This window comes from Oceanobacter kriegii DSM 6294 (assembly GCF_000422845.1).
Classification (GTDB): domain Bacteria; phylum Pseudomonadota; class Gammaproteobacteria; order Pseudomonadales; family Oceanobacteraceae; genus Oceanobacter; species Oceanobacter kriegii.
Map to the genome: position 1 here is coordinate 584222 of NZ_KE383931.1, position 22154 is coordinate 606375.

Here is a 22154-nt window from a genome sequence, read left to right on the forward strand (position 1 = left end):
GACCATGAGCAACAGACTCGTATTGCCCCGCATCATGCAAGCCGGAGCCGGGGCCTCAAAGGAACTGCCAGCCATCCTGACCTCACTGGGATGCAAGTGCCCACTGATTATCACCGACAAGATGATGGTGAAGCTGGGTTACACCGAAGTGCTGTCGGCCACATTGAACGAAGCCGGAATGGCCCACGCGGTATTTGACGATACCGTACCGGAGCCGACCGAAGCCTCCATTACCGCAGGCGTTGACGCAGTTCGTGCAGGTATCGATGGCCAGCCGTTCGACAGCATCGTTGCCCTCGGCGGCGGTTCTCCGATCGATTCGGCCAAAGCCATCGGCATTCTTGGCAAGTTCGGTGGCCAGATGCGTGACTACAAATTCCCCCGTGATGTGCATGAGGAAGGTCTGCCGCTGATCGCCATTCCGACCACCGCAGGCACAGGCTCGGAAGCGACTCGCTTTACCATCATTACTGACGACACCGTCGACGAGAAAATGCTCTGCGTTGGCCTCGGCTTTATGCCGGTGGCGGCGTTGATCGACTACGAACTGACACTGTCCCTGCCACCGCGGGTTACCGCCGATACTGGCATCGACGCCATGACCCACGCCATGGAAGCCTATGTCAGTGCCAAGGCCAGCCCATTCAGTGACCAGCAGGCACTGGCAGCGCTACGTCTGATTGGCCCTAACTTGCGTAAGGCCTACTTCGAGCCCTCTGATCGCGCTGCCCGGGAAGCCATGATGCTGGGTTCTACCCTGGCGGGCATCGCTTTCTCCAACGCCTCGGTGGCACTGGTGCACGGCATGAGTCGCCCTATTGGCGCGTTTTTCCACGTACCGCACGGCATGTCGAACGCCATGCTGCTGCCAGCCATTACCGAATTCTCAATCCCGGCGGCCACCGCTCGTTACGCCGACTGTGCCCGCGCCATGGGCTTTGCGAATCAAGCAGACAGCGATGACATCGCCTGCACCAAACTGGTGGCTGAGCTCAAGTCCATCAATCTCGACACCAAGGTGCCGTCACTGGCGGAGTTTGGCTGCGACAAGGACAAGTACTTCGAATTACGACCATTGATGGCGCAGCAAGCCGCCGCCTCTGGCTCCCCCGGTAACAACCCGAAAGTCCCAACTGAACAAGAAATGATCGCCCTGTACGAAAAAGTATGGAACCAGGAGTAATAACAATGACGACCCCAATGGAAACACTCGGCAACCTGATCAACAACCGTCCAAGCGCCAGCGAGTCCGAGCGCCGCGCCCCGGTATTTAATCCGGCGACTGGCGAACAACGCCTCAACGTCAGCCTGTCTACCGCCGATGAGACTCGTGCTGCCATTGCTTCGGCTCAAGCGGCATTTGAAGGATGGTCGAAGACCCCTTCGGTAATCCGTGCTCGCGTGCTGTTCAAGTTCAAGGAACTGGTGGAAGCCAACCGCGACAAACTGGCCGAGATGATCTCGCTGGAACACGGCAAGGTGTTCTCGGATGCCCATGGCGAAATCACCCGCGGCCTGGAAGTGGTGGAATTTGCCTGTGGCATTCCACACGCCAGCAAGGGTGAATACTCGCTCAATGTGGGCCGTGGTATCGACTCCCAGTCCATGATGCAGCCGTTAGGTGTCTGTGCGGGTATTTCTCCATTCAACTTCCCGATCATGGTACCTATGTGGATGTTCCCAGTGGCCATCGCTTGCGGTAACACCTTCGTGATGAAGCCGTCGGAAAAAGACCCAAGCTCAACCATGATGCTGGCCGAACTGCTGTACGAAGCCGGTCTGCCGGAAGGCGTATTCAATGTCGTGAACGGCGACAAGGAATCTGTTGACGTATTGCTTACCGACGAGCGCATTCAGGCAGTCTCCTTCGTTGGCTCCACGCCAATCGCGGAATACATCTATTCCACAGCTTCTGCCCATGGCAAGCGTTGTCAAGCTCTGGGCGGAGCCAAAAACCATATGATCGTGATGCCGGATGCCGATCCGGGTCAGGTGGTGAACTCACTGATGGGCGCCGCTTACGGCTCTGCCGGTGAGCGTTGTATGGCCATTTCAGTCGCCGTTTGTGTGGGTGACGATGTTGCCGACAACCTGATCACCAGCCTGAAAGGCGAAATCGCTGAAATGATCGTTGGCCCGGGCACCGGTCCGTTTTCAGCAGAGAAGCGCGAACCCCACATGGGTCCCCTGGTGACCAAACAGCACCAGGAAAAAGTACTGTCCTACATCGACCTGGGGGTGGAAGAAGGCGCAGAACTGGTGGTTGATGGCCGTGGTTTCAAAGTGGAAGGCTTCGAAAACGGCTACTACGTTGGCCCGACCCTGTTCGACAAGGTCACCAAAGACATGCGCATTTACAAGGAAGAAATCTTCGGCCCGGTACTGGCCGTAGTACGGGTAGATTCTTTCGACGAAGCCCTGCAACTGATCAACGATCACGAGTTCGGTAACGGTACCTCCTTGTTCACCCGCGACGGCGACACTGCTCGTCAGTTCGAGGAAAACGTCAAGGCCGGTATGGTCGGCATCAACGTGCCCATTCCGGTGCCAATGGCGTTCCACTGCTTTGGCGGCTGGAAGCGCTCCATCTTCGGTGCACTGAACATGCATGGCCCGGACGGCGTACGCTTCTTCACCCGTATGAAGACAGTAACCAAGCGCTGGCCAACTGGCATTCGTGCCGCCGGTGCCAGCAACGAGTTCTCGATGCCAACCATGAAGTAAGCATCTGTTTATGGCCTCAGCAGCACAGCTTGTGCTGCTGACATGCGTTAGCAGAAGAGTTGTCAGCATCACTATTGTGATCTGACAGCTGCTAGCCGATCAATTCGATCGGCTAGCCGTTATACTGGTCAGTATTACAAGATCTGCACCAGCACAGAGATTACCTTCACCGATGAATAGCAAACGCGAAAAAGGCTCCTCCATCGTTCGGGTTCTGGAAATACTGGAAGCCATCGCCAAGGCCGACCGGCCAATGTCCCCTACCGATCTGGCCTATGAACTGGACATCCCCAAGGCAACCGCACACAGACTGGTACAGACGCTGGAAGCCGAAGGCTACGTACAAACCAACCTGCGCGGTAATCTGATGGTTGCCGACCGCCTGAACCGCTTATCGATGGGCGCCTTGCAGAATAACCACTTCAAAACCGAACGCCGCATCCTGCTGGAAAACCTGGCTGCCACCACCGGCGAGACCTGTGGTATTTCACTGCCCGATGGCACAGAGATGATTTACTACGATCGTGTGCAGGCTAATTGGCCATTGCAGGTGTATCTGCCGATTGGTAGCCGGGTGCCCATGTATTGCACTTCTGGTGGCAAGCTTTACCTGAGCCAGATGCCTTCGGCACAGCTCAAACGTATGATTCCGAAAGTCGAGCTGGTGCAACGTGCACGTCAGACCATCACCGATCACAATCAGCTGCTGGAAGAACTGGAGCTGACTCGTAAACGTGGCATCGCGCTGGATAACGAGGAGTTTATCGACGGTATGGTTGCCTGTTCGGTACCCATCAAACTCAACGGCCGCATGCTCGCGTCACTGTTCTGCCACGCCCCGGTGATCCGGCAGTCAATTGAAGATATGGAAGCCATGGCTCCGAAGCTGTTGGAAACTGCGGCGGAAATAGAAAACTTGCTGGTCGCCGCCCAATAACCCGGCAGGCTTAGTCCAGACGTTTTTCGTTGGCCTCAGACGTCGCGCAACGCTGACACAAGCAGCGATCGTGATCGGTCTGAAACGCCAAGTCACGACCGTTCTCTGAAAATTGCGTAGTCATGCACCAGCAGCTGGAGGCACTTTTGCCCGCCGCCATGGTGCAGCTGTTGGCTTGCCCACAGGCTGGGCAAACACTCTCGGGCTCAAAGCGCTCAGGTTCTGTCTTTGCTGCGTCTCTGTTTACTGCATCTGTCTTTACTGCACTTGTCACAAGCTGCTGACTGGTCTGATTGCTCACAGTGTATTAACTCCCACGACGCTGACCGTCTTTATACCCAGCTGGTGGGTTACTCGGACCATACTGCGAACTCATTGCCTCCCGGCTCAACAAAGTGAAAGCGACGCCCGCCGGGAAAACTGAAAATCGCCTGGCTGATTTCAGCCCCAGCCGCTTCTACAGCCACTTGGGTGTTTTCAAGTTCTGCACTGTAGAACACCAGTAAGGGGGCACCTGAAGCCTGAGTCGCAACCTTGTCGCTTTTGAAGAACCCGCCGTCCAGCCCCTCATTACTGAACGCCGTGTAATCGTCGCCATAATCGGTAAATTGCCAATCAAAGGCGTTGCCGAAAAACGCTTTGGTAGCGGCCAGATCGCGGCTGGCAAATTCGACGTAGTTCAGTTTTCCGTGCTGATGCATGCTGCTCTCCTCATTGGATATTTCCAGCCAAGTGCCGATCACAGCTCGCCATTGGCCGCCTTGCGAGCTTCAACAAACTGGCGGATCAACTGGCCGGAAATCGACACGGTTCCCGGTGTGTTGGGTAGCTCGTTGTAGTGAAACCAACGAGCGTCGTCAATTTCGTTGCCATCGATTTCAATCTCGCCTTCGGCGTGTTCAGCACTGAAGCCAACCATCAGCTGTCCCGGGAACGGCCAGCTCTGGCTACCGAAGTAACGCAGGTTTTTCACCCGCACGCTCACTTCTTCAAAAATCTCACGGTGTACGGCCGCTTCGATGGTTTCACCCGCTTCAATAAACCCTGCCAGCGTACTGTAAAAGTCGGTGGCGTAACGGGTGTGGTGCGCCAACAGGCAATAGTCACCTTTGGTCACAATGGTGATCACACAGGGGTTGATGCGCGGGTAATAGAACTTGTTGCACGAAACACAGTGCATGGCGCGTTCGCTGCTGTGCGGCTCGGTAGCACTGCCACAGGCACCACAATAGGCATGATCACGCGCCCAAACGCCCAATTGCAGGCCACGAGACACCGCCAGGTACTGGTCTGCCGACAGCGTTGGCAACAGCGCTCTCGGTGGAACCCAGTTGGCAGCCTTCAGTTCTGGCTGAGTATCGAGCACTGCGACAAAACAAGGCTGATTGCCATTGGCCAACCCCAGAAACAGCGGCGACTGGCGAACCAGGCCTTTGACACTGGCAAACTGCTGATCAAATTGGGCCTGGGTCCACAACACCAGCAAACCATGACTGTCGGTAGGCAATTCGCCATTGGCAATGGTCAGAAACCAGCCGCTGCTGCTCTCTGGTGCCGGTAGCTCGGTGTCCACCAGCTCGAAGGTTTCAATGACACAGTGATTATCTGGCACACAGTAATTATCAGACGCAGATGCCTGATCTTTGGAAATACTCACACGATCCACCTTATCAGGTCAGTTCGAAGGAAATCGGTCTCTAGGGGACATCTATTTAATCCTGCACGGCTCTCGGCTCGGGCTTCCTGCTTCGCCCTACCTCCTGCATCCATGCAGTCGTGCGCGAGTGTTGCCGTTGTTCAGTGGAAGGCGACGAATGCAGCGAAATGACGAACCTGTCCGGTCGAGTCTTTTCAAATCGGGCCGCGTAGGTTCGTCAACACAGCACTGGGCGGCGGCAACCCGTGCCCTGCGGGGGCTGCCGGATGATCTCGACTCTGTGTCGCCGACTTTTGACTTGACCCGTCAGGCCTGCAAGTCGGCTTCGTGATTCGACACCATCCGGCAGCCCAGAGTGAGCACCGGATTAAATAGATGTCCCCTTTACAACATAACGCTGTGATGGCGTGCCCGCAAATGATCAGGCCGTTGCAGCAAACAGCCATATCAACCGGCAGAAACAAAAAAGCCCTGTCCGGGGACAGGGCTTTGATCAGCACTGACTCAGATCGAATCAGGCCAGGTGTTCAACACGGATGCGGGTAATGTCGCCCACGGTGCTGTCCAGCTCGCTGATGGCTTCCAGCGCGCCGTTCATGGTTTTTTCCATAACACGGTGCGTCAGGATGATGATCTGCGCCAGCTCTTCGGTTTCAGAAGGCTCTTTCTGAATGATGGCTTCAATGTTGATGCCACGCTCACTCAGAATGGTCGCCACTGACGCCAGTACACCGGTTTTGTCCTGCGCCTGAATGCGCAGGTAGTAAGCGGTTTCCACCTCTTCAATTGACAGTACCTTGTCATCTTCGATGACGTTGTAAGCCAGGTGGTTAACGCGGTTGGCCGCATCGGCTTCCAGGGTACGAGCCAGATCAACAATGTCAGCAACCACGGCAGACGCAGTTGGACCAGCGCCAGCACCAGCACCAACGTACAGGGTGTCGCCCACAGCGTTGCCGTTCACCATCACAGCGTTCAGAACACCGTCAACCTTGGCGATTGGACGATCTTCCGGAATCAGGGTTGGGTGAACACGCAGGTCGATGCCTTTTTCAGTCTGACAGCTCACACCCAGGTGCTTGATGCGGTAACCCAGCTCTTCGGCGTATTCAACGTCGTCACGGGTGATCTTGCTGATGCCTTCGGTGTAGCAGCGGCTGAATTGCAGCGGAATACCGTATGCAATGGAAGCCAGAATGGTCAGCTTGTGAGCCGCATCGATGCCTTCAACGTCGAACGTAGGATCGGCTTCGGCGTAACCCAGCTCCTGGGCTTCTTTCAGCACGTCGGCGAAGTCACGACCCTTGTCGCGCATTTCGGTCAGGATGAAGTTACCGGTACCGTTAATGATGCCTGCCAGCCAGTTGATGCGGTTGGCCGCCAGACCTTCGCGCAGGGCCTTGATGATTGGAATACCACCGGCAACGCCTGCTTCGTACATCACGGAAACACCCTGACGCTCAGCGGCGGCGAAGATTTCTTCACCGTGCTCGGCGATCAGGGCCTTGTTGGCCGTCACCACGTGCTTGCCGTTTTCGATCGCCAGCAGCACCAGTTCACGGGCAACGTCGTAGCCGCCAATCAGCTCAACCACGATGTCGATGTCCGGGTTGCGGGCAACGTCAAAGATGTCGGCGGTCACTTCAACGCCAGTGGTGTCACAATTCGGGTTCGGACGACGGGCGCCAATCTGCGCCACAATAATCTCGCGACCTGCCCGGCGTGCAATGTTTTGCGCATTGGTGGTCAGTACATTGTAAGTACCACCGCCGACTGTACCTAAACCACAGATACCAACTTTTACCGGTTTCAAGGTCATCTCCTCTTGAATAAATTGCGGCACGGACTGGCTGACACAAGGTCATTGCCGTTCAACTGGCCGACGTCATCGACTGCCTGCAAATCTCTGCACGGCGCTCGGGCCGGGAAATTTACCACAGGGCCACCACCAAGGGCGATGGCCGCAGACAAAACAAAGCGCCAAAGGCTACTGGAAGGCGGCATCAGGATCAACGATATTGACCAGGTATCATCGATCCTGCTTGGTGCCAACGCCAAGGCTTGTTAACCTCAGCGCTGTTTTCATCACTATATTGGCAGCTTTCCTATGACGACATCCTTGGTTCTTACGGTCATCGCCGACGACAAGCCCGGCATTGTTGAACATATCTCCGCCGTGATTTCCGCCCACAACGGCAACTGGACTGAAAGCCGCATGGCCAGTCTGGCGGGCAAATTTGCCGGTATTATCCACGTCAAACTGGAAGATGAAGCCTACGAGCCGCTGATTGCGGATCTGGGCGCACTGGCTGGCAAAGGCATTGAGATCCGCGCCGAGCGCGGCAGCAATGACGAAGAAGGTAGCCACCACCTCAACCTGAGTCTGGTCGGCAACGACCGCGCCGGTATTGTCAGTGAAGTGTCTGGCAAGATGGCCAAACTGGGTGTGAACGTACTGGAACTGACGACCTATTGTTTCCAGGCTGAAATGACCGGTGTCACCATGTTCCATGCCGATGCAGAATTGCAGGTGCCAGACGAACTGGACGACGACGATGTGAAAGAAGCACTGGAGCAGCTAAGCGACGAGCTGATGGTGGAAATCACACCAGCCTGAGTGCTTCGCGCTTGATGATCAGGGTCTGCCAGCGCACGTCCGGGCGCTTGAGCAGATCCGGCTGTTTGCCCCGCCCGCTCACCACTTCAACCTGCAATCCCATGGGTCGCCCCAGCGAGATGATTTCTTCCTTGCTGACCGGATACATTGGCCGCTGACACTCGTTCGGGCCATCCCGCAGTGTCATCACCAGCATGCCGTCCTCGTCCAGTAATTCGATCAGCCGTTTGAACGCTGCCGGACGGTGGGCCACCGACAAGTGCATCCACACTGCCGACAGCAGCACCAGCTGATAATGCTGTCCCTGAACACTGCTCAGCGCTGGCAAAGCGTCGTTGTGCCAGCTTAACGCGTCATCATCGAGGCCCAGCGCCAGGGTTTTACGGGCAGCCAGCTCACGCATGGCATCGGCGGGCTCAACCGCCGTTACCTGCCAGCCATGCAACGCCAACCACAAGGCATCACGACCGGTGCCAGCACCAACGTCCAACGCCTTGCCAGGAGTTGGCAGGCGGCTGGCCCAATCGTTGTGCAACTGCTCGAATGCGAGCATGTCGTAGGATTCCGCCAAACGAGCGGCGTGTTTTTCGTAATACGGCACACTGGCCAATGGTGAAGGCATAACTCCCTCGCTCTGAATATCTGGGCTACGACCAGAACGGCACCGCTGCTAACGCAGCGCTAAGCCAGTCCTCATGCAGCCTGAAAACATTTGATCGTTTCAGATTGGTCGAATTTTGCGCTCCCCATAAGCCCATATGCCAAATACAAGCCCTGCTGACAGCTAAGACAGGTATTAACTGCCAAAACCAACCTGACAGACGTGCAGAAGCTAGAGCGACGCCCACAAAAAAGCCGAACTCTTTTCGGAGTCCGGCTTTCGGCGTTCAGCTTTCGGTTGTTAGCTGAGCCAAGCGTGATCAGCCACTGCGATTGCGCTTTTTGGCGCCTTTCTGGACTTTTTCCTGCTTGATACGACGCTTGTTAGAGGTACGTTCCACCGCTTCGGCACGACGGCGGCTACGGTGACGTACTTCTTTCTTCACCTCAGCATACGGGTTTTCGCCCTGACGGAATTCAACCCGAATCGGCGTACCCTTGATGTCCAGCACCCGACGGAAGGTGTTGGCCAAATAACGCTTGTAGTCTTCTGGCAGGTCGTTGACCAGACTGCCGTGCACCACCAGCAACGGTGGGTTGGAACCACCCTGGTGCGCATAACGCAGTTTCGGACGACGGCTACGTACCATCGGCGGCTGATGGCTGGCAACGGCGTCTTCCATAATGCGGGTCAGCATGTTGGTCTGCCACTTACCCATCGCTGATTCGTACGCCTGATCAACGGATTCGTACAGGTGGCCTACACCGGTGCCGTGCAGCGCTGAAATAAAGTGCATGTCGGCAAAGGTCAGGAAGTCGAAACGACGGTCGATCTCGGTTTTCACGCGATCCTTGTCGTCCTGGGTCATGCCATCCCACTTGTTGATGGCGATCACCAGAGCACGACCGGCGTTCAGCACGAAGCTGAGCATGTGCAAGTCTTGCTCGACGATACCGGTACGGGCGTCCAGCACCAGAATACACACGTGACAGTCCTGAATGGCCTGCAACGTCTTGATGATGGAGAACTTCTCGGCGGCTTCGCTGATGTTCTTGCGACGACGGACACCGGCAGTATCAATCAGGGTGTAATCCTGACCGTGACGCTCGTACGGAATATAAACAGAGTCGCGGGTGGTACCGGCTTCGTCGTACACCACCACACGGTCTTCACCCAAAAAGCGGTTTACCAGCGTCGACTTGCCCACGTTCGGACGGCCAACCACGGCAATTTTGATGCCTTTGACGTCCAGTTCTTCGTGAACCACTTCTTCGAGGTTGCCGTCTTCGTCTTCATCCCAAACGTAGTTCCACTCGTCCGGGTCAGCTTCCGGTTCTTCCGGCTTGCCGTGCAGCTCTTCCATGACGTATTCGATCAGCGCGGTAACGCCACGGTTGTGCGCCGCAGCAATCGCCAAAGGCTCGCCCATACCGAGCTCATACATTTCGCCCAGTACAACGTCCGGGTTTTTACCGTCGATCTTGTTGGCAACCAGATACGCCGATTTGCCGCTTTTACGCAGATGGTTGGCGATCACACGGTCGCCTTCCAGAATGCCGGCGTTGGAATCCACCATGAAGAAAACAATGTCTGCTTCCTGAATGGCCTGATAGCTCTGGTGAGCCATGGCCTCATCAATGCCTTCTTCCTCACCGCTGATACCGCCGGTATCAATCACGATGAATGGATAGTCGCCGACCTTGCCTTCGCCGTACTTACGGTCGCGGGTCAGGCCCGCAATCTCCGCCACCAGCGCATCGCGGGTTTTGGTCAGACGGTTAAACAGAGTGGATTTGCCAACGTTCGGTCGACCTACCAATGCAATGACAGGAACCATGAAATACCTCAATAAATACAAAAGGGGAGCGTTTGCTCCCCCACACATTCAGACAGCTGAACCCAGTGTATCAGGAGTCTGTATCGTCCTGCGTCAGCAGCATGATGTCACCGTTGTTGGTGAACACCAGCAAGCCTTCCGCAGTGGCTTTCAGCGGGCTGTAGGCACCGAAGTGCTGGCCACGCAGACGACGCCACCGGGTCGCTTCTGACTGATTAGGGTAGCTGACGTGCAGTGCATTCGGAACCAATGACAAGCGCGATGTAATCTCGCCATCAATTTGGCTCAGCAAGTAGATGTAACCGTCGGAATCGACCACGGCCAACTTGCCATCCCATGCTTCAACTGCGCCCAGTTGTTTGCCTTGCAGGCTTTTCTGCGTCCACACCGGGTTGCCGGAGTACACATCAAACGCCTGAACAGAGCTGTCGTCCAGCGTCAGGTAGAGGTTACCCAATGCCATCGCCGGACTGGTGTAGCTGGAGGCATCCTGTTCCCAACGGGTTTCACCGGATGCGCTCAAAGCGGCCATTTTACCGTGGTAGCTGGCAGCGTAAATCAGCTGGTTGTCGACCTGAACCGTGCCGTCGGAATCGACCAGACGCTCCAGCTCAGAACGGCCTTCTGGTGTCGCCAGACGCTTTTCCCAGGATGGAACACCCAAACGAGCATCAATCGCAACCACCTTGCCGTTGGCCAAACCGGTAACCACGACTCCGCCAACAACCACCGGACTGGCAGTACCACGCACCGACAGAATCGGCATGGCGGTTTCATAGGACCAACGCTGGGCACCGGTTGCCAGGTCAAACGCAGAAATACGGCCATCAATGGTATGAACGTAGGCTTTGCTGCTGTCAAAACCGGCCGGAGACACGGCTTCGCTGCTCAATGGCGCTTGCCAGATTTCTTCGCCGTTGTTGCGATCCAGACAGTGCAGAACACCGTTGCGGGTTGCCACAATCAGGTACTGGCCCTGCACAGCAACACCGGCACCGATGTCATCGTCGAGCGTGATTGACCAGTCGGTGTCGCCACTGGCCAGCTCCAGCTGGGCAATGCGGCCATTACGGCTGGCAATATACAGTTTGTCGTCCACCACCGCTGGCGCAATACGGGTGTAGTGAGAACCCACACCCTGCCCTACGCGAGTACGCCATTCAACCGACAGGCCGTTGCTGCCAACGTCCACCGAGGTATCGATTACGGTGCTGTCGTCTTGCGGTTGCTCAGGTGATGATGAACACCCAGCCAACAGTACCGCTGCGGCCAGCAGGCTTGCGCGAATCAGCATCAGGCGTCCTCAGCAGCAACCAGGAAATCGGCCTTGCGCTTCAGTGGCTGGGTATCCAGACCCAGCTCGGAAGCTGAATCGATCGCCGCCAGGTAGGCTTCGCGAGCCGCACCCAGATCGCCTTTGCGGTACAACGCATCGCCTTTCACTTCCAGGTACTGGGAAGCATAGGCAGGGTCTTCCACGGTGCTGACCAGTGCAATGGCAGCGTCAGTGTCGTTCAGTTCTACCAGTACGTTGGCCAGACGAACCTTGGCCATGTACTTGATCGGCGCTTCAGCAGTGTCGACCAGAGTACGCAGTTCCTTGGCAGCGCTTTCCATGTCGCCGTTATCGGCGGCGAAGCGGGCCAGGAACAGCGAGCCAAACTGGCTGTAGGTAGAACCGTCGAAGTCTTTCTTCAACTGCTCTGCCAATGCCACTGCTTCCTGTTGCGCAGCAACGTTGGAACCCGACTGGGCCAGTGCGGCTTGCTCGGTCAGCTGCGAATAAATCTGTGCGGCAGCTTCACCGGTTTGCTGCTGTTGGGTCTGGTAGAAATCCCAGCCAATCCAGCCGCCAGCAACGATTACGACCGTCGCCAACAGGCTCTTGCCGTTCTCTGCCCACCAGTTTTTCAGCATTTCTGCCTGTTCTTCATCCGTACGCAGTTCAGTCATTGCCTGACGTCCCCTTTTCCAACGTTTTTAATTTAGGTTTGGTTGCCGGATCGCCTCAGCGATCACAGCATATTGTCTGCCAACCACGCCGCCAGTTCGGCCTGCGGGATGGTTTGCTGTTCGGCTTCGCCACGCAGGTCTTTCACTGCAGCGGTACCGTCAGCCAGTTCAGTTTCGCCCAGCAGCAGCGCATAACGAGCACCGCTCTTGTCGGCTTTTTTCATCTGGCTCTTGAAGCTGCCACCGCCGCAGTGCGTTTGCACGCGCAGCCAGCTGTTGTCTTCACGCAGCTTGTCGGCCAGCAGCAGGGCGGCCAGGTCAGCGCCTTCACCCAGCGCGCAGATATAAACATCCACCGTCTGGTGCACTTCGGCCGGGATCACTTCAAGGGTTTCCAGCATCAGGATCAGACGCTCAACACCCATGGCAAAACCCACCGCTGGTGTGGCCTTGCCACCCAACTGCTCAACCAGACCGTCGTAACGGCCACCGGCACACACAGTGCCTTGAGAACCGAGTTTGTCGGTTACCCACTCGAACACGGTCTTGTTGTAGTAATCCAGACCGCGCACCAGACGCTGGTTGATTTCATAGCCCACACCGGCGGCATCCAGAATGGCGCGCAGCTTGGCGAAATCGGCGGCGGATTCTTCATCCAGGTGATCATGCAGCTGAGGCGCGTCTTTCAACAGTGCCTGAGTGTTCGGGTCTTTGGAATCCAGTACCCGCAGCGGGTTGGTTTCCAGACGACGTTGGCTGTCTTCGTCCAGCTGATCCTTGAACTGGCTGAGGTATTCCACCAGCGCTGCGCGGTATTCCGCACGTGCGTCGTTGGAACCCAGCGTGTTCAGCTGCAAGGTAACAGAATCGGCGATGCCCAGTTGCTTCCATAAACGGGCAGTCATCAGGATCAGCTCGGCGTCGATATCGGCGCTGCCAATACCAAAGGTTTCCACGCCAATCTGGTAGAACTGACGGTAGCGGCCTTTTTGAGGACGTTCGTGGCGGAACATCGGGCCGGTGTACCACAGACGCTGGGTCTGGTTGTACAGCAGGCCGTGTTCTTCACAAGCGCGCACACAGGACGCCGTGCCTTCCGGACGCAGGGTCAGGCTGTCGCCGTTGCGGTCCTCGAAGGTGTACATTTCTTTTTCAACGATGTCGGTCACTTCACCGATGGAACGCTTGAACAGATTGGTCTGTTCAACGATAGGCATACGAATTTCGTTGTAACCGTGGCCCGCCAGCAGCTCCTTGACGGTACCTTCCAGGTACTGCCACACCGGGCTTTGGGTTGGCAGGATGTCGTTCATGCCACGAATGGCCTGGATTTTCTTGCTCATATTCTTCTCTTTGCCGACCCGCTTATTCCGCAGAGGCGTCGGTTGCAATCATGTCTTTGCGTTGTTCGTCCAGCTCGGCAGCACGCTGACGAATCAGGGCTTCCAGTTCATCGACCAGATTATCATTGCCCAGCTTGGTCGCAGGCTTGCCGTCGATGTAGATCAGGTTAGGCTGACCACCGGCCAAACCAACGTCGGTTTCTTTTGCTTCACCCGGGCCATTAACCACACAGCCGATTACGGAAACATCCATATTGGTGCGGATGTCTTCAACGCGGGTTTCCAGCTCATTCATGGTTTTGATCACATCAAAGTTCTGACGTGAGCAGCTTGGGCAGGCAATAAAGTTAATGCCACGGGAGCGCAGTTTGAGGGACTTCAGCATGTCCCAGCCCACTTTCACTTCCTCAATCGGGTCGGCCGCCAGCGAAACACGAATGGTGTCGCCGATGCCATCCCACAACAACAGGCCCAGACCGATGGACGACTTCACAGTACCGCCGCGCAAACCGCCGGCTTCTGTGATGCCCAAATGCAGCGGCTGTTCAATCTGGCTGGCAATCTGACGATAAGCCGCCACCGTCATAAAGATATCGGAGGCCTTCAGACTCAGTTTGAAATCCTGAAAATCGAGCTTATCGAGAATATCAATGTGGCGCATGGCGGATTCCACCAATGCCGCAGGCGTCGGCTCGCCGTATTTCTTCTGCAGCTCTTTTTCCAGGGAACCGGCGTTAACACCGATACGGATTGGAATGCCATTGTGACGGGCAGCATCAACCACCGCACGCACACGATCATCACGGCCAATATTACCCGGGTTGATACGCAGACAGTCTGCGCCCAGATCGGCCACTTTGAGGGCAATGCGGTAGTCAAAATGGATGTCGGTAACCAGCGGGATGTTCACTTGCTGGCGAATCTTGCCGAAAGCATCGGCCGCTTCCATTGAAGGTACGGACACACGCACGATGTCGGCACCGGCATCCTGGGCACGCTGGATTTGCGCCACCGTGGCGTCCACGTCCAGCGTGTCGGTGTTGGTCATGGTCTGAATGGAGATAGGCGCATCGCCGCCCACCGGCACATCACCGACCCAGATTTTACGGCTCTTACGACGTTTGATCGGATTTTCAAAGTGCATCTGTCAGTCTCGCTTGTGCCTGAACCTTAACCCTGAGCCCCAGCGAGGGACTCCTGATACAGGCGATATTCTGTCGATTTCGGATAATCCTGCTTGAGGATGGCCGCCAGTCGAACCACTTGTCCCATGTTCTGGAAGATGGTCGCCAGTCGAATACCCAGCCAGGCGCTGTGCGCCGTGTGCTTGAGGGTGCCCGCTTGAGCCATACGGTCGAGGCGGTTGAAGTATTTGTTGGAATCGTCGTAACGCTGGGCTTCAAACAGCAAGGTGGAAATATTGGCCAGCGCTTCGGCGTTGTATGGTTCCAGACGCAAGGATTGGCGGTAGCTGTCAGTAGCCTTCACCGGCATGCCTTGCAGGTAGAAGTTACGCGCCAGGTCGTTGTAGGCACGGGCACGGCCTTCGTAGTAACGATCACCAGCGGCGATTTTCAGCCATTCCTCGGCTTGCTGGTATTGCTTCAGCTGAGTGTACAAACGGCCCAGGTGGTGTTTGGCTGCGCTGAAGTCGCTGTCGTAGGCAACGGCTTTTTTGAGGAATTCTTCCGCCAGGTCGAATTCCCCTTCGCTTTGCCACAGCAGGCCCATGGCGTCGTTGGCCGGGGCGTAGGTGGCATCAATGCTGAGTGCTTTTTGCAGGCGTTTACGAGCCAGATCCGGACGGTCTTTCTGCAAGTAGCCGTAACCCAACTGGGTGTAGTTTTCGACGGCTTTTTCCGGGTCCTTGTTCTTTTGCAATCGACTTTCGGTCACTGTCACACAGGAAGTCAGCGCTGCCAGCAAGGTGAACAGCGTCAGATGTTGCAGGATTTTTCCGAGTTGTCTCATGCCTGAGTAGCCTTATTGATTGGAATCCAGTTGAACAGCCTTGATGTACTTGGCACTGCGTCGGGTGCGGTCGGCAACGCGACCCACCAGCTGACCACAGGCCGCATCAATATCATCGCCACGGGTCGATCGAATGGTCACGATGTGACCTTCGTTGATCAGATGATCGCGGAAGCGGTACACGCGATTGTTACTTGGGCGTTTGTAGCCGGAATTCGGGAACGGGTTGAACGGAATCAGGTTGATCTTGCACGGCACCTGCTTCATCAGCTCGGCCAGCTGCTCGGCATGTTCCATGGTGTCGTTCACGCCTTCCATCATGGTGTATTCGATGGTGGCCTTGCGACGGTCCGGCAGCTTGGACAGATAACGGTTGGTCGCCGCGATCAGCTCTTTCAGCGGGTACTTCTTGTTGATCGGCACCAGCTCGTTACGCAGCTCGTCGTTCGGTGCGTGCAGGGATACCGCCAGCGATACGTCAGTGACGTCGCCCAGCTTGTCCATCATTGGCACCACGCCTGAAGTACTCAGGGTTACGCGGCGCTTGGACAGGCCATAGGCGTTGTCGTCCATCATCAGGTTCATGGCGTCGACCACGTTGTTGAAGTTCAACAGCGGTTCGCCCATGCCCATCATCACAACGTTGGTAATACGACGCTCACGACGTTCACCTGGCTCGTGGAAGCTCATCGCCGCTACATAAACCTGGCCAATGATTTCGGCCACGGTCAGGTCGCGGTTAAAGCCTTGCTTACCGGTGGAGCAGAAAGAACAGTCCAGCGAACAGCCAATCTGTGAACTAACACAGAGGGTGCCACGTTCTTTTTCAGGAATATAAACCGTCTCGATGGAGCTGCCGCCAGGCATGCGCATCACCCACTTACGGGTGCCATCGGAAGAGAAGTCTTCATATACCACTTCAGGCAGGGCGATCTCAGAGATCTCGGCCAGCTTGGCACGCAAGCCCTTGCCCATGTTGGTCATCTTTTCAAAATCCGCCTCGCCGTACTGATGAATCCACTTCAGCATCTGCTGGGCACGGAATTTCTTTTCGCCGATGCTGGCAAAAAATTCTTCCATTTTGGTTGGGGATAATCCCAGCAGATTGATTTTTTCTGAGGCTTCGGTCATCGAACAAGTTACCTGGCTTGGTGCTTCCCAGCAGAGGTTGATTTTGAAAAGAAGGATGAGGGCAATCCGCCCTCATCAGCTAATACGGCAAGCCGATCTTAGCGAGCGCAGATTTCGTCTGCAGCGAAGAAGTACGCGATTTCACGTTCTGCAGAAGCAGCGGAGTCGGAACCGTGAACAGCGTTAGCGTCGATGCTTTGAGCGAAGTCAGCGCGGATAGTGCCTTCAGCCGCTTCTTTAGGGTTGGTAGCACCCATCAGTTCGCGGTTCAGAGCGATGGCGTTGTCGCCTTCCAGAACCTGTACAACAACAGGACCGGAAGTCATGAAACCAACCAGATCCTTGAAGAAAGGACGCTCTTTGTGCTCAGCGTAGAAACCGCCAGCTTTTTCGTCGTCCAGACGTACCATTTTAGCGGCAACGATGGACAGGCCAGCTTTCTCGAAACGAGCCAGGATTTCACCGATTACGTTTTTGCCAACTGCGTCTGGCTTGACGATGGACAGCGTGCGTTCAACAGCCATGTGTATGCTCCAATTCTATAAATGAATTCAGGGTTAAAAATCCGGCGGATTATACGCACGTTTTTACCAAAGTTGTACGCACCAAATGACACCCGGCACAGTATTTCCGGCGCTTTGTGTCGCTTTTGCAGCAGATTACCCTGAACCAGCGTTTACTTTCGCAACAGCCCGATCACACGGGTAACGGTTTCGATGGCAAAGTCGATGTCTTCATCGCTGGTAAAGCGGCCCAGACTGAAGCGCAAACCGGCATGAGCCAACACATCGGAACGGCCAATGGCCTTCAGCACATACGACGGTTCAACACTGGCCGAGGTACAGGCCGAACCGGAGGACACCGCGACTTGCGCCAGCGACGCCAGCAGAATTTCGCCATCCACGCCTTCAAAAGACAGGTTCATATGGGCCGCGGTGCGCTGCTGCGGGTGACCGTTCACATGCACACCACCCAACGCCAGCATGGCCGCTTCGAGCTTGTCGCGCAGCGAACGAATGCGGGCTTCTTCTTCAGCAAACTGTGCTGTAACCAGTGCCGCAGCTTCGCCCATACCCACCAGCTGGTGAGTGGGCAGAGTACCGGAACGCATACCGCGTTCGTGGCCACCGCCGTGCATCTGGGCACTGACGTGGGCCAGCGGCTGGCGTCGAACATACAAAGCGCCAACGCCTTTTGGGCCATAGAATTTGTGCGCCGACAACGACACCAGATCGGCCTGCCAGTCGTTCACATTGCAAGGAATCTTGCCCGCCGCCTGGGCCGCATCAACGTGCAGTAACGCGGGGTGATTTTGCAACAACGCACCAATAGCGGCGATATCAGTCACCGTACCCAACTCGTTATTCACCGCCATCAGGGTGACCAGCACGGTGTCGTCACGCAGTGCGTCTTGTACCTGATCGGGTGTGATAAGACCGTCGGCGTCCGGGCTCAGCAAGGTAACGTCTACACCCTGGCCTTCCAGCCACTTCAGTGTGTCCAGAATCGCCTTATGCTCGATGCAGGAGCTGATGATGTGGCACTTCTGTTCAGGGTTGTGACTGCGGATGTACTCCACCACCCCTTTCAATGCCAGGTTGTCGCTTTCAGTCGCACCAGAAGTCCAGACGATTTCGCGCGGGTCGGCACCCAACAGGTCGGCCACCTGACGACGGGCCTTTTCAACCGCCGCTTCGGCCTGCCAGCCAAAACGATGGGAACGGGAGGCCGGGTTGGCAAAGTTGCCATCCAGAGTCAGGCATTCGGTCATGGCTTGCGCGACTGCCGGGTCGACCGGTGTGGTGGCGGCATAATCCAGATACAGGGTTTTCATGGTGCTTCCAAATCAAAAAAGGCAGAGGGGTAACCACTCTGCCTGTTATTCGGTTGGCCCGGCTCTGCGCGTGTGAAAACTCACGGCAAAGCGAGGCGAGTCGTTCTTAACTGCCTACGGCGTCGGATAACAGGACATCAATGCGGCTGGCAGAATGTTCATCCTGACGCCTGGCGGTTTGCTGCACTTCCCGGCGTTCAATCAGCTGCTTGAGAGTGATGTCGGACAGGAAGTCGTGAATCTGATCGCTCAGGTCCAGCCATAAATGGTGCGTCAAACATTCCAGGCCTTCCTGACAGTTGCCTTGTTTCTGGCAACGGGTGGCATCCATGGATTCGTTAACGGCATCGACGATCTCGGCCACATTAATGGCGTCCTGATCGCGGCTGAGTTGATAGCCGCCGCCGGGGCCACGAATACTGGACACCAGACCGCAGCGGCGCAGCCGGGCAAACAGCTGCTCGAGGTACGACAGGGAAATACCCTGTCGGCCTGAAATATCATTGAGACTTACCGGGCCGCCTTCAGCATGGATAGCCAGATCGAGCATGGCGGTCACCGCGTAACGGCCTTTGGTTGTCAGTCGCATGGAAAAATCCTCCGAATTGGTCGGGATTATCTTTATTTCCGACCAATTCAGTCAACATTAAAGCCGTTGATCCATGTCTCTTTACACAGTATTTGCATCACAATTTGTCAGCATCGGCCTCTTTTGTTTCAGAGTCGGAACTGTGTTTACTGTCAGCAACAGAACCACGGGCAACATTCGCGTCTTTCTCCGTCGCTGCTTTATTGGCCTGCGCATCCACATCACTGAGGCTGACAAAGTCTTCACGAGCCAATTCTGGTAAGGCGTCGTCGCAGTTGTGAATACCGGCTTCACCCATGGCCTTGCACATGCGGTCAATTTTGTTATCCACCGCTTCCATATGCTCCATCATGTTGTGAATCGAGCGGGCAATCGGGTCTGGCATGTCGCTGGACATACCGTAGGCATCGAAGCCCAGCTTCTCAGCCATACGTACTGCCGCCGCTGGCACTTCTTTCTTCTGGCCATTAACACGCACAATACGGCCCGGAATGCCCACCACGGTGGCGCCTTCTGGCACGGCTTTGGTCACCACCGCATTGGAACCGATACGGGCATCCTTACCTACCACAATCGGGCCCAGCACCTTGGCGCCAGCACCCACAACCACACCATCATGCAGGGTTGGGTGACGCTTGCCCTTGTTCCAGCTGGTGCCGCCAAGGGTAACGCCATGATAAAGAGTGCAGTCGTTACCGATTTCTGCGGTTTCACCAATCACCACGCCCATGCCGTGGTCAATAAAGAAACGCTGGCCAATGGTAGCACCCGGGTGAATTTCTACCCCGGTAACCCAACGACTGAACGTAGACAGCAAACGCGCCAACCATTTGAAGCCACGACACCAGAGTGCATTCGCCATGCGGTAGTGCAGGATGGCATGGACGCCCGGATAGGTCGTCAGCACTTCAAAGGTGTTGCGGGCGGCCGGGTCGCGTGCGAATACGCAGGCCACATCTTCACGCAGTTGTTTAAATATCAAGGCGGTTTCCTCTTGCTTGCTGCCTTTCTGTGGATTGGTTGATGCGATTACTGAGCGTCGTCAGCATCAGACCGGGATGACTGACGGGCTTTCAACTTGTCGGCTTGCTGCCGAACCGATGAAAACATGCCACGCAGAATATTGATTTCCATGCGATCCGGTTCAGCGCGCTGAAACAGTCGACGGATACGGGTCATCAGTTGCTTCGGTGTATTGGGGTCAAGGAAGCCAATATCAACCAGCGTCTGTTCTAGATGCTGAATCATACCGTTCAACTCTTTATGCGTCGCTGGCGGATGATCCCAGTCGACGCCCCAACGCTGCCCCATCACCGGGGCCGATTCGGACTGCACATTGCCGCCCAGCGCCTGTTCAGCCTCCATGGCTGCCAGACGCATTTCATAGCACAGCACCTGAATCGCCTGCGCCACGTTCAACGAAGAAAAGCTTTCTTCGGTAGGAATGTGTACATGGGCATGGCACAGGTGCAGCTCTTCGTTGGTCAAGCCGCGGGACTCGCGCCCAAACACCAATGAAATACGACCGCCCGCCTGCGCTACCGGAATCACACTGCCACCCAACTGGCGTGGCGACATCAACGGCCACGGAATATGACGGCTACGGGCGCTGGTACCCACCACCAACACAGAATCGGCAATGGCGTCTTCCAGCGTCGGCACAATGCGTACCCGCTCCAGAATGTCGTCGGCGCGGGAGGCACGGGTAATAGCTTCTTCATCCACTGCCGCAATCGGGTCAACCAGCACCAATTGACCAATGCCCATGTTCTTCATGGCACGGGCCGCTGCACCAATATTGCCGGCGTGCGTGGTGTTCACCATCACAATGTCGATGGCATCCAACAGATTCATGCCTTCAAAACGGGTAACGGTGGCGTCTTCGGCAGCAGCGGGTGACGGTGTCTGGTCGCTCAAGTGGCTTTCCTTCGGTGGCTGGCAGGGTAAAAACAAATCGACGAAATAATTCGAGGCGCGAAAGTGTATCAAACAGGCATCGACACGCACCACTATCCTGATATAATTACCTGTTCCCCCGTTCTTTAAGAGATAGTTGTCGAAATGCAGCCAATGGTAAATCTGGCTCTGCGTGCTGCACGCAATGCCGGTGAAGACCTGGTCCGCCGCCTGGACCGTTTTGATTCTTCACAAAGCTCCGATCAGGAAAAAGCAAAGTTCATCGCCGATTGCTCCATCGGTCTGGAAAAAGCGATCATCTTTGATCTGAAAAAATCCTACCCGGAACACAACTACAAAGGCCGCGAAACCGGTCTGAACGCTGGTGATGAAAAGCAGCCTGAATGGTCTGTCTGTGTTATCGACGACATCGCTAACTTCCGCGTGGGTATTCCAACCTTCGCCATCATCATTGCCTGCAAGATCAACGGCAAAACCGAACACGCCATCATTACCAACCCGCTGAACAGTGACGAATTCACTGCTTCCCGTGGTCGTGGTGCGCAAGCCAACAATCGTCGTATCCGTGTTGGTAACGTAAACACCCTGGCTGACGCCATGGTAGGTTACACCCAGCCATCCGGTGTCGGTGAAGACGCCTATGCCCAGCGCGAACGCCTGATGAAACTGATGAGCACCAGCTACGACCTTCGCAACATTGGCTCTAACGCCTTGTCCCTGTGCTACGTAGCCGCCGACCGCTTCCAGGGTGCCCTGCTGAGCAACATCGACGAGTTTGCCCTGCAAGCCGGTGGCCTGATTGCCTCCGAAGCTGGCGCACTGGTTTCTGACATTACTGGCCAGCCTCAGCTGAAGCCAGGTGCAAACATCGCCGTCTGCAACCCACGCCTGCTGAAAAGCTTGCTGCAAGGCTGATAAGTTCTGAACGACAGCTGCCACCAGCAAAACCCGGCTGGCTGAACGGCAATTCCTGAACCAGACTGATTACTAACAGTCTGTTCAGGAGACAGCCATGATAGCCAACCTGATGTATTTGCTGCAGC

Annotated in this window: 22 protein-coding genes; 5 read left to right on the forward strand and 17 right to left on the reverse strand. The window is 55.9% G+C overall.

Annotated features, from left to right (window positions below; all coding sequences use genetic code 11):
• Positions 1–4 precede the first annotated feature (4 nt).
• The 3 genes from G516_RS0115890 (at position 5) to G516_RS0115900 (ending at position 3661) form a co-directional block, all read left to right on the forward strand.
• A complete protein-coding gene (locus tag G516_RS0115890) occupies positions 5–1183 on the forward strand; it encodes an iron-containing alcohol dehydrogenase (protein ID WP_028294477.1) in 1179 nt (392 codons plus the stop codon).
• A 17-nt stretch (positions 1184–1200) separates the two neighbouring features.
• Complete coding sequence (locus tag G516_RS0115895; RefSeq protein ID WP_028294478.1) at positions 1201–2724, forward strand: CoA-acylating methylmalonate-semialdehyde dehydrogenase; 1524 nt, start codon at positions 1201–1203, stop codon at positions 2722–2724.
• 172 nt (positions 2725–2896) lie between these two features.
• Complete coding sequence (locus tag G516_RS0115900) at positions 2897–3661, forward strand: IclR family transcriptional regulator (RefSeq protein ID WP_028294479.1); 765 nt, start codon at positions 2897–2899, stop codon at positions 3659–3661.
• A gap of 10 nt (positions 3662–3671) precedes the next feature.
• Here the strand turns inward: G516_RS0115900 and G516_RS25285 are convergent, their stop codons facing one another.
• The 4 genes from G516_RS25285 to G516_RS0115920 form a co-directional block, all read right to left on the reverse strand.
• Positions 3672–3962: a cysteine-rich CWC family protein gene (locus tag G516_RS25285; protein ID WP_407635452.1), complete on the reverse strand. Its 291-nt coding sequence runs from the start codon at positions 3960–3962 to the stop codon at positions 3672–3674.
• A 49-nt stretch (positions 3963–4011) separates the two neighbouring features.
• The gene (locus G516_RS0115910; protein ID WP_322785995.1) at positions 4012–4404 is read right to left on the reverse strand and encodes a VOC family protein; all 393 of its coding nucleotides are present in this window, start codon (positions 4402–4404) and stop codon (positions 4012–4014) included.
• Positions 4401–5318: an NAD(+) diphosphatase gene (gene nudC / locus G516_RS24080; RefSeq protein WP_051219504.1), complete on the reverse strand. Its 918-nt coding sequence runs from the start codon at positions 5316–5318 to the stop codon at positions 4401–4403. The genes G516_RS0115910 and nudC overlap by 4 nt, the downstream gene beginning before the upstream one ends.
• Positions 5319–5832: 514 nt before the next feature.
• Positions 5833–7131 carry a homoserine dehydrogenase gene (locus tag G516_RS0115920; protein ID WP_028294481.1) on the reverse strand — a complete coding sequence of 433 codons (1299 nt, stop codon included), beginning with the start codon at positions 7129–7131 and terminating at the stop codon, positions 5833–5835.
• A 294-nt stretch (positions 7132–7425) separates the two neighbouring features.
• Between G516_RS0115920 and G516_RS0115925 the strand changes: the two genes are divergently transcribed.
• The gene (locus G516_RS0115925; RefSeq protein ID WP_028294482.1) at positions 7426–7935 is read left to right on the forward strand and encodes a glycine cleavage system protein R; all 510 of its coding nucleotides are present in this window, start codon (positions 7426–7428) and stop codon (positions 7933–7935) included.
• Here G516_RS0115925 and G516_RS0115930 read toward each other — a convergent pair.
• The 13 genes from G516_RS0115930 to G516_RS0115990 form a co-directional block, all read right to left on the reverse strand.
• Positions 7922–8557 carry a class I SAM-dependent methyltransferase gene (locus G516_RS0115930; RefSeq protein WP_028294483.1) on the reverse strand — a complete coding sequence of 212 codons (636 nt, stop codon included), beginning with the start codon at positions 8555–8557 and terminating at the stop codon, positions 7922–7924. The two genes, G516_RS0115925 and G516_RS0115930, sit on opposite strands and share 14 nt — an antisense overlap.
• Before the next feature lie 298 nt (positions 8558–8855).
• Positions 8856–10373: a ribosome biogenesis GTPase Der gene (der, locus tag G516_RS0115935; protein ID WP_028294484.1), complete on the reverse strand. Its 1518-nt coding sequence runs from the start codon at positions 10371–10373 to the stop codon at positions 8856–8858.
• Between the two features lie 70 nt (positions 10374–10443).
• Positions 10444–11667: an outer membrane protein assembly factor BamB gene (gene bamB, locus G516_RS0115940; protein ID WP_028294485.1), complete on the reverse strand. Its 1224-nt coding sequence runs from the start codon at positions 11665–11667 to the stop codon at positions 10444–10446.
• On the reverse strand, positions 11667–12326 hold the full coding sequence (locus G516_RS22900) for a YfgM family protein (protein WP_051219505.1): 660 nt from the start codon (positions 12324–12326) through the stop codon (positions 11667–11669). The genes bamB and G516_RS22900 overlap by 1 nt, the downstream gene beginning before the upstream one ends.
• A gap of 62 nt (positions 12327–12388) precedes the next feature.
• Positions 12389–13669, reverse strand: a complete 1281-nt coding sequence (gene hisS, locus G516_RS0115950) for a histidine--tRNA ligase (RefSeq protein WP_028294486.1) — start codon at positions 13667–13669, stop codon at positions 12389–12391.
• Positions 13670–13691: 22 nt separating this feature from the next.
• Complete coding sequence (gene ispG / locus G516_RS0115955; protein WP_028294487.1) at positions 13692–14813, reverse strand: flavodoxin-dependent (E)-4-hydroxy-3-methylbut-2-enyl-diphosphate synthase; 1122 nt, start codon at positions 14811–14813, stop codon at positions 13692–13694.
• Between the two features lie 26 nt (positions 14814–14839).
• Positions 14840–15640, reverse strand: a complete 801-nt coding sequence (locus G516_RS0115960) for a tetratricopeptide repeat protein (RefSeq protein WP_028294488.1) — start codon at positions 15638–15640, stop codon at positions 14840–14842.
• A gap of 12 nt (positions 15641–15652) precedes the next feature.
• Entirely contained in the window at positions 15653–16771 is a 1119-nt protein-coding gene (gene rlmN / locus G516_RS0115965) for a 23S rRNA (adenine(2503)-C(2))-methyltransferase RlmN (RefSeq protein ID WP_028294489.1), read from the reverse strand.
• Positions 16772–16869: 98 nt separating this feature from the next.
• A complete protein-coding gene (gene ndk / locus G516_RS0115970; protein ID WP_028294490.1) occupies positions 16870–17295 on the reverse strand; it encodes a nucleoside-diphosphate kinase in 426 nt (141 codons plus the stop codon).
• A gap of 152 nt (positions 17296–17447) precedes the next feature.
• On the reverse strand, positions 17448–18605 hold the full coding sequence (locus G516_RS0115975; RefSeq protein ID WP_028294491.1) for an aminotransferase class V-fold PLP-dependent enzyme: 1158 nt from the start codon (positions 18603–18605) through the stop codon (positions 17448–17450).
• Between the two features lie 106 nt (positions 18606–18711).
• The gene (gene iscR / locus G516_RS0115980; protein WP_028294492.1) at positions 18712–19194 is read right to left on the reverse strand and encodes a Fe-S cluster assembly transcriptional regulator IscR; all 483 of its coding nucleotides are present in this window, start codon (positions 19192–19194) and stop codon (positions 18712–18714) included.
• 97 nt (positions 19195–19291) lie between these two features.
• On the reverse strand, positions 19292–20173 hold the full coding sequence (gene cysE / locus G516_RS22905) for a serine O-acetyltransferase (RefSeq protein WP_084645138.1): 882 nt from the start codon (positions 20171–20173) through the stop codon (positions 19292–19294).
• A 50-nt stretch (positions 20174–20223) separates the two neighbouring features.
• On the reverse strand, positions 20224–21111 hold the full coding sequence (locus G516_RS0115990; RefSeq protein WP_322785996.1) for an RNA methyltransferase: 888 nt from the start codon (positions 21109–21111) through the stop codon (positions 20224–20226).
• 144 nt (positions 21112–21255) lie between these two features.
• Here G516_RS0115990 and G516_RS22910 point away from each other — a divergent pair, with 144 nt between their 5' ends.
• Positions 21256–22026, forward strand: a complete 771-nt coding sequence (locus G516_RS22910) for an inositol monophosphatase family protein (protein ID WP_051219507.1) — start codon at positions 21256–21258, stop codon at positions 22024–22026.
• The last annotated feature ends 128 nt before the right edge of the window (positions 22027–22154 follow it).

Excerpts from the sequence above, each read along its gene's own strand:
- rlmN (WP_028294489.1), bottom strand. The coding sequence starts at position 16,771 with ATGACCGAAGCCTCAGAAAAAATCAATCTGCTGGGATTATCCCCAACC.
- G516_RS0115925 (WP_028294482.1), top strand. The coding sequence starts at position 7,426 with ATGACGACATCCTTGGTTCTTACGGTCATCGCCGACGACAAGCCCGGC.
- G516_RS0115975 (WP_028294491.1), bottom strand. The coding sequence starts at position 18,605 with ATGAAAACCCTGTATCTGGATTATGCCGCCACCACACCGGTCGACCCG.
- G516_RS0115890 (WP_028294477.1), top strand. The coding sequence starts at position 5 with ATGAGCAACAGACTCGTATTGCCCCGCATCATGCAAGCCGGAGCCGGG.
- iscR (WP_028294492.1), bottom strand. The coding sequence starts at position 19,194 with ATGCGACTGACAACCAAAGGCCGTTACGCGGTGACCGCCATGCTCGAT.
- G516_RS22910 (WP_051219507.1), top strand. The coding sequence starts at position 21,256 with ATGCAGCCAATGGTAAATCTGGCTCTGCGTGCTGCACGCAATGCCGGT.
- der (WP_028294484.1), bottom strand. The coding sequence starts at position 10,373 with ATGGTTCCTGTCATTGCATTGGTAGGTCGACCGAACGTTGGCAAATCC.
- ndk (WP_028294490.1), bottom strand. The coding sequence starts at position 17,295 with ATGGCTGTTGAACGCACGCTGTCCATCGTCAAGCCAGACGCAGTTGGC.
- ispG (WP_028294487.1), bottom strand. The coding sequence starts at position 14,813 with ATGCACTTTGAAAATCCGATCAAACGTCGTAAGAGCCGTAAAATCTGG.
- G516_RS0115900 (WP_028294479.1), top strand. The coding sequence starts at position 2,897 with ATGAATAGCAAACGCGAAAAAGGCTCCTCCATCGTTCGGGTTCTGGAA.
- G516_RS0115930 (WP_028294483.1), bottom strand. The coding sequence starts at position 8,557 with ATGCCTTCACCATTGGCCAGTGTGCCGTATTACGAAAAACACGCCGCT.
- G516_RS0115895 (WP_028294478.1), top strand. The coding sequence starts at position 1,201 with ATGGAAACACTCGGCAACCTGATCAACAACCGTCCAAGCGCCAGCGAG.
- bamB (WP_028294485.1), bottom strand. The coding sequence starts at position 11,667 with ATGCTGATTCGCGCAAGCCTGCTGGCCGCAGCGGTACTGTTGGCTGGG.
- G516_RS22900 (WP_051219505.1), bottom strand. The coding sequence starts at position 12,326 with ATGACTGAACTGCGTACGGATGAAGAACAGGCAGAAATGCTGAAAAAC.
- hisS (WP_028294486.1), bottom strand. The coding sequence starts at position 13,669 with ATGAGCAAGAAAATCCAGGCCATTCGTGGCATGAACGACATCCTGCCA.
- G516_RS0115960 (WP_028294488.1), bottom strand. The coding sequence starts at position 15,640 with ATGAGACAACTCGGAAAAATCCTGCAACATCTGACGCTGTTCACCTTG.